The organism is Treponema ruminis (genome assembly GCF_014201975.1).
Classification (GTDB): Bacteria; Spirochaetota; Spirochaetia; order Treponematales; family Treponemataceae; genus Treponema_D; species Treponema_D ruminis.
In genome coordinates this window covers 204,535-216,575 of the sequence record NZ_JACHFQ010000002.1, presented here as the reverse complement: position 1 = coordinate 216,575, position 12,041 = coordinate 204,535, and the positions used below count along the sequence as shown (strand labels likewise).

General features: G+C 46.7%; 11 protein-coding genes. 10 read left to right on the top strand and 1 reads right to left on the bottom strand.

The features are described 5' to 3' along the window. The first annotated feature begins 76 nt into the window (after positions 1-76). The 8 genes from HNP76_RS03370 (at position 77) to miaA (ending at position 10,253) form a co-directional block, all read left to right on the top strand. Positions 77-1,141 (top strand): PTS sugar transporter subunit IIC, encoded by a 1,065-nt coding sequence (locus HNP76_RS03370; RefSeq protein ID WP_184657501.1) that lies wholly within the window; start codon positions 77-79, stop codon positions 1,139-1,141. 43 nt (positions 1,142-1,184) lie between these two features. Next, positions 1,185-1,532 carry an FHA domain-containing protein gene (locus HNP76_RS03365; RefSeq protein WP_184657499.1) on the top strand — a complete coding sequence of 116 codons (348 nt, stop codon included), beginning with the start codon at positions 1,185-1,187 and terminating at the stop codon, positions 1,530-1,532. 57 nt (positions 1,533-1,589) lie between these two features. Continuing rightward, positions 1,590-2,558 (top strand): metallophosphoesterase, encoded by a 969-nt coding sequence (locus HNP76_RS03360; RefSeq protein WP_184657497.1) that lies wholly within the window; start codon positions 1,590-1,592, stop codon positions 2,556-2,558. Positions 2,559-2,661: 103 nt separating this feature from the next. Then, positions 2,662-4,335 carry a serine/threonine protein kinase gene (locus HNP76_RS03355; protein WP_184657495.1) on the top strand — a complete coding sequence of 558 codons (1,674 nt, stop codon included), beginning with the start codon at positions 2,662-2,664 and terminating at the stop codon, positions 4,333-4,335. A 152-nt stretch (positions 4,336-4,487) separates the two neighbouring features. After that, on the top strand, positions 4,488-5,198 hold the full coding sequence (locus HNP76_RS03350; RefSeq protein ID WP_184657493.1) for a tRNA 2-thiocytidine biosynthesis TtcA family protein: 711 nt from the start codon (positions 4,488-4,490) through the stop codon (positions 5,196-5,198). Between the two features lie 168 nt (positions 5,199-5,366). Then, a complete protein-coding gene (lon, locus tag HNP76_RS03345) occupies positions 5,367-8,000 on the top strand; it encodes an endopeptidase La (RefSeq protein ID WP_371733672.1) in 2,634 nt (877 codons plus the stop codon). 18 nt (positions 8,001-8,018) lie between these two features. Beyond that, positions 8,019-9,263, top strand: a complete 1,245-nt coding sequence (locus tag HNP76_RS03340) for a class I SAM-dependent rRNA methyltransferase (protein WP_184657489.1) — start codon at positions 8,019-8,021, stop codon at positions 9,261-9,263. Positions 9,264-9,296: 33 nt separating this feature from the next. After that, a complete protein-coding gene (miaA, locus tag HNP76_RS03335; RefSeq protein ID WP_371733600.1) occupies positions 9,297-10,253 on the top strand; it encodes a tRNA (adenosine(37)-N6)-dimethylallyltransferase MiaA in 957 nt (318 codons plus the stop codon). On the opposite strand, the gene HNP76_RS03330 is transcribed toward miaA, so the two are convergent. Further along, the gene (locus HNP76_RS03330; protein ID WP_184657486.1) at positions 10,250-10,468 is read right to left on the bottom strand and encodes a hypothetical protein; all 219 of its coding nucleotides are present in this window, start codon (positions 10,466-10,468) and stop codon (positions 10,250-10,252) included. The genes miaA and HNP76_RS03330 overlap by 4 nt on opposite strands. A 207-nt stretch (positions 10,469-10,675) precedes the next feature. Here HNP76_RS03330 and HNP76_RS03325 point away from each other — a divergent pair, with 207 nt between their 5' ends. Both HNP76_RS03325 and HNP76_RS03320 read left to right on the top strand, forming a co-directional pair. Then, positions 10,676-11,353: a TatD family hydrolase gene (locus HNP76_RS03325; protein WP_184657484.1), complete on the top strand. Its 678-nt coding sequence runs from the start codon at positions 10,676-10,678 to the stop codon at positions 11,351-11,353. A gap of 55 nt (positions 11,354-11,408) precedes the next feature. After that, on the top strand, positions 11,409-12,005 hold the full coding sequence (locus HNP76_RS03320; RefSeq protein ID WP_184657482.1) for a phosphoribosyltransferase: 597 nt from the start codon (positions 11,409-11,411) through the stop codon (positions 12,003-12,005). The last annotated feature ends 36 nt before the right edge of the window (positions 12,006-12,041 follow it).

Below are 12,041 nucleotides of genomic sequence, written 5' to 3'. Positions count from 1 at the left end.
TTTCCTTCAATTTTCAAAAAAATAGTAGCACAATTTCTGTTTTTAAGTTACATTTTTTTTACTCACAGGAGATTTTATGAACAGATTCGTTAAGCGTTATCTTATCGACGCCCTCAGTGGTATGGCTCAGGGACTTTTCGCTTCCCTTTTGATCGGTACAATCATCAAGACTTTGGGGCAGCAGCTTTTGCGCCTGGGCAGCAATCCTATTTTTGAATTTTTAGTCAGCGCAGGAAATTTTGCAACTGACGGTCATGTCGTCGGTGCGGCTATGGCTGTAGGCATCGGCTTTGCAATGCAGCTTCCGGCCCTCGTTCTTTTTTCACTTGTAGCAGTCGGAAGTGCGGCAAATGTCACAGGCGGGGCAGGTGGTCCTCTTGCTGTCCTCGTAATCGCCGTTATTGCCGCTGAATGCGGTTCTTTTGTAAGCAAGAAAACAAAGGTCGACATCATCGTCACTCCTCTGGTCACAATTCTTGCCGGAGCCCTTCTCACGGTACTTTTTGCAAAATACATCGGAATGGCAGCAAGCTCAATCGGAAACATCATCGTCTGGGCTACAAAACTTCATCCTTTCGTAATGGGAATCATCATTTCTGTTTTAGTCGGAATCGTACTTACACTTCCAATTTCTTCAGCAGCAATCTGTGCCGCCCTCGGTCTTGTAGGCCTTGCTGGCGGAGCTGCCGTTGCAGGATGTTCTGCCCAGATGGTCGGATTTGCAGTCCTTTCTTTCCGCGAGAACGGCTGGGGCGGCATTCTTTCTCAGGGACTTGGAACTTCAATGCTCCAGATGCCTAACATCGTAAAAAATCCTAAAATCTGGATTCCGCCGACACTTGCCTCTGCAATCACAGGTCCGATTGCAACCTGTCTTTTCAAGCTGGAAATGAACGGAGCCGCAGTTTCTTCAGGAATGGGTACATGCGGTCTTGTAGGTCAGATTGGCGTTATCGCAGGCTGGTTCTCTCCTTCTGAAGCCGCCTTGAAGCACGGAGCCTCAGCAATTTCTCCGACAACATTCGACTGGCTGGGCCTGATTTTAGTCTGCTTCGTATTGCCGGGCCTTTTGAGCTGGGCTTTTGGAAACATGCTGCGCAAAATGGGCTGGATAAAGGAAGGTGATTTGACTCTTCAGTAGTAAATTTTGCCATAATTTGGAAATCGTGTTATAATCTCCAATTATGGCAAATGATACAACTATCGCAACTTCAAGCCCAATCGGGCAGCATCTTGAGAAGGTGGCAGAAGGCGCACCTGTCTCTTATTTAATGTTCAATCAGAAAAGAATCAGTCTTGTGGCAAAAATGACAATCGGCCGCTCACCTGAGTGCTCAATCGTAATTGACAACAAGCTTGCGAGCCGTTTCCATGCCACGATTCAGAAAATCCGTGACGCATACTTCCTCAAAGACGAAAAAAGCACTAACGGCACTTTCCTTAACGGTCATCGGATTCCTGCTGATAAGTACGTCAAGCTCAATCCGGGCGACAAAATCACAGTAGGCGCAACAACTTTAGTAATGTCGTAAGGATTCTTTTTGTCTAGTCTCCGCCAAAATCTTCAGTCCTACTTAGATTCTCCTGACTTGCCTTCCCATGAAGACTTGCTTTCCCTTCTTGAAAGTGGAATTTCCACTCTTGAGGGCGAAAATGCTGATTACAGGCCTCTTGATTCAGAAAAAAGGGCGGGCGGACTGCTTGATTTTACTTCGGGGGACTATAAAAATCTTCCTCTTCTAGTTGTTCCTGATTTGCACGGCCGGGGAAAATTCCTGCTTGATATCCTTGACTTTAAGTGCGGCTCAAAGACCGTGCTTGAGCTTCTGGAAGCCGGTCAAATCATCATCTGCTGCGTGGGAGACATTTTTCACTCTGAAAACCGGGGCAGGGAAAGGTGGAAGCAGGCTTTTGTTGAATCGATGGCGGGCAACCTCGTAAACGAGCCGATGAAGCTTGAAATGCGGGAAAACCTTTCGCTTCTGGAAATGATTCTTTCATTAAAATCGGCTTTTGCAGGTCATTTCCACATTCTCAAGGGCAACCATGAAAATGTTTTGAACGAAGACCACCGCAGCAAGTACGGTAATGTGCCTTTCCGCAAATTCTGTGACGAGGGAAACTTGGTCTCTGATTTCCTTCAGCATTATTACGACGACCTTATCCTTCATGAGATTTCTTATTTTGAAAAAAGTCTTCCCATCTGCGCCGCTTTTTCAGGCTGCGTCGTAAGTCATGCGGAGCCTGCGGATTTTTTCAGCCGTCAGGAAATTATTGATTACCACAAAAGCGGCTCTTTCGTTACTTTTGCACTGACGTGGACTGCAAATGATGCCGCCAGGGAAGGAAGCGTTGCCCATCTTTTTGAAGAGCTTTTGCCTGAGCCGAGCCGTAAGGGGGCCTGGTATTTTTCCGGGCACAGGCCTGTTCTTGGAAAATACGCTTTGAGGCAGAACGGAAGGCTGGTTCAGATTCACAATCCCGAAATTGAACAGGTAGCGGTCGTGGTTCCAGGACGAAAATTTAATCCTGAAACAGATATTGTGGTCGTTGGCTAGTGACTGGGATTTTAAGGGGCTTGCCCCTTAGGAGAGTGGGTAGCGACCAACAAAGTGGGCGCGTAGGGAGAGACTTCTCCCTTTTATATTAAAGGAGTTTTTTATGGCAGAAAATGTTCCTCAGATGATCGGAAAGTATCGCATTATGGGCCTTGTCGCAAAGGGCGGCATGGGGGCTGTCTACAAGGGCGTGCATCCGACCTTAAAGCGCATGGTCATCCTTAAAAAACTCACGATTAAGGGAAATGCCACAATCCGCGAACGCTTTAAGCGGGAGGCTCAGATTCTTCTCGACATGCAGAGCCCCTATATCGTCCATCTTTTTGATTATTTCGTTGAGGGAAACAGCCATTATATAGTAGAAGAATTCGTTGACGGACTTTCTCTCGCCCAGGTTATTGAAAAACAGGTGTCGCTCGGAACGGAACTGTCGCTTCTCGTGTTTTTGGATGCCTGCTACGCGCTCAAATTTGCTCATGCGCGTGGAATCGTTCACCGTGACATCAAGCCGGGCAACATTTTGATCAGCCGCCGGGCCGAAGTTAAGCTTGCTGACTTTGGAATTGCCGCAAGTGATGAAATCGAAGAAATTGCCGTCACAAAATCAGACAGAATCGTCTCAAAGGTTGCAGGCGATGTGACCCAGACAGGCGTTACTCTGGGAACTCCTGCCTACATGAGTCCTGAGCAGATTATGGATTCTCGCTCGGTCGATAACCGTGCTGACATCTATTCTATGGGTGTAATGCTCTACGAAATGCTTACTGGAAGCAAGCCTTTTGACTCCACAATCAGCGAAGAAAATCTGCAGAAAATCCGCAAGGGAAAATACATCAATCCCCGCAAAATTGACCGTTCGATTCCGCCTGTGATTTGCCGCATGATTAAGAAAATGCTCAAGGGCAATCCTGAAAAGCGCTACAAGTCGATTGATTCAGTCATAAAAATCATCAAGCATTATCTGCGCGACTATGACACTCACACAATCCGCATCTCACTTGCCCAGATTATCCTTTCAAAAAATCAGTTCGTAATCCCTGAATTTGAAAAGAAGAGCCGGCTGGGTGTAAAGATTACGAGCTACGCCTTTACAGCCGTGGCCCTGCTTTCGATAGGAATGTATGCCTGGAACGCTGGCATTTTCCACGCATCGATTTTAAGTCCCTGGTATAAGCCGGTCACTTTAAATCTTGTGACTCCGGTCGCGGGCGTTCAGAACAACATCTACGGAATGGACATCCCGGTCAAGGCATATTTCTTTGACGAAAGCGATCCTGATTTACCGGAAGTGCAGGGCAGCCGTCGTGATTTCAAGACCAGCGAGGGAATCGTTACGAGAAGCAAGAGCGGAAAGAGAATTTCAACGTCTTCTGCCCAGAACATAAAATACCTCACGATTAAGCCTGTTTACCTCAAGGACGGCCTCTACCGAGTCAAGGTTTTAATCGGTTCTTATGTCATGTGGTCCAGCTTTGCCGTAAACGGTGAGCCAGCCAACCTCAATTTCGACAATCTGCAAAGGACAAACCGCCAGGTCACGGTTCAGACCCGTGCTTTTGATGCCGAGACAGGCGACATCCTCACGAACAAGACTGAATTCACCGTCCTTTATAATGGAAGGTATGTGCCCTTCAGTCAGGTTCCGCCCAAAGAACTGGTCAGCGGCAAGGTAATGAAAATCCACGCTGAATGCAAAGGCTACAAGCTCAAGGAATTCAGCATGATAATCGACTGGTACCAGGACACATTGTTTGTAAACGCCGGATTGGAAAAATAAAGCTGGTTCCCGCACGGATGCGGGCTTAAGCCGAAGAATCCGCGAATCGCGAAGCGAGTCGTCACGACATGGATGTCGAAAAACGCGGGGCTTGAAAAGTAAGCTCTTCCCACTCCACAAAGCCCCATTATTTTGCTACACTTGTTGCCATTATGGGACAGCCAAAACTATTCAGTATTATCGATAAAGCCGTATACGATTACAAGATGATTGAGCCGGGAGACAAAATCCTAATCGGTGCTTCCGGCGGAAAGGATTCTACGGCTCTCGTGGAATATTTTGCAAACCGCGCAAAGCGAAAGGACGCTGACTTTACATTTACCGCGATTCACATTGAGACTGATTTTGAGGCCTGCACGATGAGTCCCCGTCTTCGCGAGCAGATGCGTGAATGGAACGTTGAAACCCTCAATTATTTCGTTGATGTAGAAAACCGCGTTAAGGAAGGCTTTAAGATGAGCTGTTACTGGTGTTCCCAGCAACGCCGCAATGAGCTTGTTCATTTTGCGGTGAACAACGGCTACAATAAAATCGCCCTCGGTCACCACCTTGACGACATTCTTGAGACTCTTCTGATGAACATGCTGCGCAAGGGCGAGCTTTCAACCATGCCGCCCCGCCTCAACTATACGAAATATCCTCTTTCAATTATCCGCCCCCTCTGTTACGCAGACGTCAATGCCATAAAGGAACATGCCGCCCAGTCAGGCTACATCAGCACCACCTGTACCTGCATGTACCAGGACAACTCCGGCCGCAAGGATGCAAGGGCAAGGCTAGAAGCACTGACAAAAGGCGACCGCCGTGCAAAGGAGCGCATGCTTGACGCCCTGAGGAACATCAACAAAGAGTACCTGCCGTAAATAAAGCTTTTTGTTGCCGATAGGCTTTCTTTCCATTATATTTATAATATGAACAAACATGACGACTCAAATAATGAGGAAACTGAACTCAATGATGCTGCTGAGAACAAAAAAGGCGGCGAGGGCAGTGAAAATATAGATAACGCTAAGAAGGCTTTTAAGGATTTTATGAAAGATAATTTTGATGTTGATGTAAATCTTGATGATTTGCCTGATTCTGATGATGTTAAAAAAGCTGAGGCTGAATCTTCGGATGATGTTAAAAAGGCTGAAGCTGAAAATTCGGATTCTCCAAAGAAAAGTGGAAAACGCACAAAAAAGGTCTCTGTCAAGGATTTGGGTGAGGATGCCCAGATTCTCCCGATTGAGGATTTCCTGCCACCAAAACTGAACATTATTCCGATGTCCGGCCACCCCATGTTCCCTGGCATTTTCACGCCGATTATGATTAATTCCGGCGATGACACAAAGACTATTGAAAGTGCCTACGATGGCGACGGCTTTATCGGTCTTGTCATGCTCAAGGATGATGACCCAAAAGACGGCGACAAGGCTCCGACAATCAAGGACTTGTACACAGTCGGAACTGTAGCCCGCATTGTCCGCAAAATCAATCTGCCGGACGGCGGTCTCAACATATTTATTTCTTCTATTAAGCGATTCAAAATCCGAAAGACTCTGAACGCTTCAGGCCCGATTGTTGCCGCAGTCGAATATCTTGAAGACGAAGAATTCGATACATTCGAGGTTAAAGCCCTCACGCGCGCCCTCATCAGCGAAATGAAGGAAATCAGCGAGAACAATCCTCTTTTCAGCGAGGAAATGCGCCTCAACATGGTCAACATCGACAATCCTGGAAAAATCGCGGATTTCGTGGCTTCTGTTTTGAACGTTGAAAAGGCCGAGCAGCAGAAAGTTCTTGAGGAAACGAATGTCCGTGCCCGAATGGAGCAGGTTTTGGTCTACATCAAAAAAGACCAGGATTTGCTTCGCATTCAAAAGAAGATTCAGAACGAACTCAACGAAAATTTTGAAAAGAATCAGCGCGAATACTTCCTCCGCGAAGAAATGAAGATGATTCAGGACGAGCTTGGAGTGGGCGAGGACGGCTCTGACTATCAGAAGTTCAAGGCCCGAATCGCTGACTTTGAATTCGAGGGAGAAATCCTTGAGGCAGTTGAGAACGAGCTTGAAAAGTTCAAGCTCATGGACCCGAGTTCTTCCGAATATTTCGTCTCTCGTAATTATCTTGAGCTCATCTGCACCTTGCCGTGGAAGGATGAGTCAAAAGAAAACTACGATCTGGTTCGTGCCGCAAAAATCCTTGAGCGCGACCACTACGGCCTCGATGACGTCAAAAAGCGAATCATGGAATATCTTGCCGTCCGCAAGCTCAAGAACGACAACAAGGGCTCAATCATGATTCTTGTCGGCCCTCCTGGTGTCGGAAAAACTTCAATCGGCCACTCAATCGCAGAGGCAATGAACAAGCCTTTCTACCGCTTCTCAGTAGGCGGCATGCGTGACGAAGCTGAAATCAAGGGACACAGGCGCACTTATGTCGGCGCAATGCCTGGAAAAATCCTTCAGGGACTCAAAATTGCCAAAACTAAGTCTCCGGTCTTCCTGATTGACGAAGTCGACAAGATGGGCTCAAGCTACTCTGGCGGAGACCCGGCATCGGCTTTGCTCGAAGTCCTTGACCCTGAGCAGAATGTTTCTTTCCGTGACTCATACCTTGACCTGCCTTTCGACGTTTCAAACGTATTCTTTATCCTCACGGCAAACACTCTCGATAAAATTCCTGAGCCTCTTTTGGACCGCGCCGAAATCATTTCACTTGCGGGCTACATCGATCAGGAAAAGCTTGAGATTGCAAAAAAATACCTTGTTCCGAAAAACCTCGTAAAGAACGGTCTTTCAAAGTCTCAGGTAAAATATACAAAGGAAGCTCTTTTGCGTATTGCAGAGGAATATGCCCGCGAGGCAGGTGTCCGCCACTACGAAAAGTGCATCGACAAAATCCACCGCAAGCTGATTACCCAGATTCTTACTGGAATCGCACCTGAAAGCAAAAAACTCGGAGCCGTTACAAAATCAATCACTGACGAAGAAATCGGCTCACTCAAAAAAGAAACTTTCGTAATCGATGCTCCTGATTTGGACAAGTATCTCGGAAAGCCTGTCTTTGACGAAAGCGAAATCAAAAAGGCAGAAAAGCCGGGAACAGCAATCGGTCTTGCATGGACCAGCATGGGCGGCGACACCCTGCTTATCGAAAGCATTTCATTCCAGAACGACAAGGGCGGACTTCAGCTCACAGGTCAGATGGGCGACGTAATGAAGGAATCTGCCCAGATTGCAATGAACTGGGTAAAACAGTATGCTATCGAACACAAAATAAAGAATCCGAGCTGGTTTGAGCGCAACACGATTCACCTGCACATTCCTGAGGGGGCAACTCCAAAGGACGGACCTTCTGCCGGAATCACGATGGCTACAACCCTCATGTCACTCATCACAAACCGCCCGATTAAGCCGAACGTGGCAATGACAGGCGAGCTTGACCTGACCGGAGCTGTAATGCCTATCGGCGGCCTTCGTGAAAAGACTGTTGCCGCAAAGCGAAACGGAATCAAGACAATCTTCATTCCAAAAGCCAACGAGCGCGACCTGGACGACATTCCTGACCACGTAAAGAAGGGAATCACCTTTATCCCGGTACGCCATGCAATGGAAGTAATGAAGCAGATTTTCCAGTCACCGGTCAAAAAAACGGAAGAAGCTGACTACGGATTTTAATTCGACACAGAGGATTTTATGTTTACACGAGTATTTTTGAATAAAAAGGAAGAAGAAGAACTCAAGCAGGGCTTTCCCTGGGTTTTTGACAACGAGATTTCACACGTAAAATTTGATTCAGAGGGCACTGTAAAGCAGACTTCACTTGCAGACTCTCTTGTTGAAGACGGAAGCGTAGTCGAAGTTTTCGCAAATGCCGGTGGATTTTTGGGAACAGGTGTAATCAACAAAAAGTCAAAAATCACAGTCCGCATGATTGGAAGCGAGCACGCAGACCAGATCATGGCAGATCCGCAGGCTTTTTACACGCAGAAGATTCTGTCTGCATTCGAGCTTCGAAAACTTCACTATAAAGAAAGCGATTCTTACCGCCTCATTTACGGCGAGGCTGATTTTATTCCTGGCCTCATCGTTGAACGCTATGTTGACGTGAACAAAAATGTCTATCTCGTAGTTCAGTTCTCAACATTGAGCTCGGAAGTTTTCCGCAAGGAAATCATGCACGCCCTCCGAAAAATCATCAAGCCATACGGAGTTTACGAAAAAAGCGATGCACCGGGCCGTGAAAAGGAAGGCCTTTCCCTGCGCTCATGCTGGGACGGCGAAGTCCGCGACGAAAAAATCACAATCTGTGAAAACGACGTTTTAATCGAAGTTGACCTTGCAAACGGCCAGAAGACAGGCTACTTCCTCGACCAGAAGGACAACCGCCGCTATGTAGGCTCCCTCTGCAAGGGAAAGCGCGTGCTCGACACATTCACCCACACTGGTGCTTTCGGCCTCAACGCAGTGAAGGGCGGGGCAAAGGAAGTAATTTCCGTAGACATTTCACCTGAGGCAGTGGAGCTTGTAAATAAAAACATTTCCCTCAACAAAGCCGAGGGCAAAATGAAGGCCGTCTGTGCCGATGTATTTGACCTTCTTAAAGAATACGAAAAATCGGGAGAAAAGTTCGATTTAATCGTTCTTGATCCTCCTGCATTCACAAAAACAGCAAAGAACATCGAAAAGGCTTACGGCGGCTACAAGGAAATCAACCTCCGTGCCATGCGCCTTTTGAATCCGAACGGAATTCTCGTCACCTGCTCATGCTCATACTTTTTCGACTCAGAGCACTTCTACGGCATGGTCATGAAGGCCGCCGAGGACTCCAAAAAACGCGTTCAGGTTCTTGCAAAATTCGGAGCCGGCCCGGATCATCCGGTTCTTTTGGGCTATCCAAAATCAGAATACCTTAAGTGTGCGGTTTGCCGTGTAAATTAAAAAATGAAAACGGAAAGTTGAAAAGGATTGTTCGTGAATAAGTTTAACTGTATTTTTGTAATCGGGCCAACCGCCGTCGGAAAGACAGCCATCGGAGTACGTCTCGCAGATAAATATAATGGCGAGATTATAAGCGCAGATTCCCGTCAGGTTTACAAGGGCCTGGACATAGGCTCCGGAAAGGATCTGGCCGACTACACTTTAAACGGCAAACAGATTCCATATCACCTCATCGATGTGTGCGACTTAAAGCGCGAGTACAATCTTTTTGACTTTCAGGAAGATTTTTACAAGGCCTTTGCCGACATCACAAGCCGGGGAAAGCTTCCAATCTGCGTTGGCGGAACCGGCATGTACGTTGACTCAATCCTTCATCACTACGACATGATTCCTTTCGTAGAAAAGCCTGGCGAGCGCGCTGAGCTTGAGACAAAAAGCGAAAAGGAACTTGAGGCAATCCTCACCGCCGAAAAAGAAAAGCTCCACAACACCTCAGAATTCGGTGACAAGGAGCGAATGATAAAGTCAATCCTCATAAACCGCTTTAACGTGAGCGAGGAGTGCACTCTTGCGCGCGAAAAGCTCCGTGCATCCCGCCCCGAAGTCAATCCCCTTGTAATCGGAACCACGCTTGACCGCACTCTTGTCCGCTCCCGAATCGCAAAACGCCTGGCAGACCGCATGGAAGAGGGCTTAATCGAGGAAGTTGAAAACCTTCACGCCCATAAAAACGAAAACGGAGCCGAATGGCCCCGCCTTGAAGCCCTGGGACTCGAATACCGCTTTGTAAGCGACTATCTCCAGGGTAAATATAAATCAAAAGAAGAAATGCGCGAACTTCTCCAGATTGCAATCGGTCAGTTCGCCAAGCGCCAGGAAACCTGGTTCCGCTGCATGGAAAAGAAAGGCATCCAAATCCACTGGCTACCGCAGGTCATGTCCGTTGAAGAACGGTTCAATGCCGCATGCCAGCTTGTTGAATCCCTTTAGGCGTTTGCAACCATTTTTTCAGCTTCTGCTACTTTTGTGAGGTATCCTGTGCGTACGCAGCTTTCAAAAAGAGCCTTGCTGATGTAGTCAGTTGTAACGTCATCATAGCCGTCTTTGTCTCGTACGATGCGGACAACATATCCGTCATCCATTTCGCGAACGACTGTCATGTAGTCTGAATTGCTTCCGATGCTTTTAAGTGTATAAGTTCCCATAGTTTTTCTCCCATTAAATCCAAAACTGGATAAACTTTTTTTTCTGAAGAAGGTCTTTTTGAGATGCCTTCTTCCCAATACAATATTATTTTCGGTATACTAGAATCAGATTTTAGCTTTTTTTGAAGAAAAATGACTTTTTGTGATTCCCACCTTCACCTTTCTAAGTGTAACGCCTTTTTCAGTTTCTCTCAAGAAAAAAAATACATGGCAGTCTCGTCCTGTCATAGCAAGGAGGATTTTGACTTTCTTACTGGCGAAAGCCTCGCTTCTTTCGGAATCCATCCCCAGGCCGTAAATTCTTCTTACATGGAAAAAGATTTTTCTTCAGACCTTGCTTACCTTGAATCCCTTTTAGAATCAAAAAAAATCGTCGCGATAGGAGAGTGCGGCTTTGACTTTTTTACTCCGGACTTTAAATCTACCGCCAGAGAGCAGGAAATAGCCTTTGAAAGCCAGCTTGACCTTGCTCAAAAATACAAGCTTCCCCTTGTCCTTCATTTGAGGAAATCAATTGAAAAAATCTTTACTTATTCGCGTGAACTTAAAAAAGTCCCGGCAGTCATCTTTCATTCTTTTCCGGGTACCTTGCGTGAAGCCGAATCTCTCAAAAATCACGGACTTAACGCTTTTTTTTCATTCGGAAAGCCTCTTTTAAACGGAAAAAAAAGCGCGATTGACTGCGTAAAAAATCTCCCGGTTGAAAACCTGCTTTTTGAAACAGACGCACCCTATCAGACTTTAAAAGACGAAGAATTCACCAGCCCCCAGGAAATCGAGCGGGTCTACCGTGCTGCCTCAGAAATCCGTGGAATCAGCATGGAAGAGCTGGCAGCTGTCATTGAGGAAAATTTCACGCGTGCCTTCCAGTCTTATTTTGCTTGAAAATCCAGTTGTTTTCATTTACTATTGTATTTGAAAATAACACAACGAGGTTCTTATGAAAGAATTTTTACCTTATGAGACTGTGCGCAATGACGCGCTCAAACTTGCCTCAAAAATCTACCATGACGGTTTTATCCCGGACATCATTTACACGTCGCTTCGTGGCGGTGCTTACATGGCAAACGTTATCAGCGAGTATTTCAAGCTTGCCCTCAAAGGCCGTAAGCCTGTCCTTTATGCCGCAGTAGTTGCACGTTCCTATAGCGATGTTCATTCACACGATGCCATCCGCATTGACGGCTGGACTTACTCTCCGGATTATCTCCGTCAGGGCGACAAAATCCTTCTGGTTGACGACATCTATGATTCTGGCCGCACCCTCAATTTCCTTGTCGAAGTGCTTTTGGAAAAGGGCGTTCCCCGCGAGGACATTAAAGTCGTTGTTCACGATTACAAAAATTTCACTTGCAAGGAAACTCTTCCTATTAAGCCTGATTACTGGTGCCGCAAATTCGACATCAATTCTCCTAGCGACGACCGCTGGATTCACTACTGCAGTCACGAGCTTGTAGGCCTTTCCAAAGAAGAACTGGAACAGAATTACTACAAGCAGGATGAAGAACTCCGCGCTGTTTTGGGCGAGTTCCTGTAATAAAAAAAGGCTGTCCTTTTTGAAGTGCACTTCATT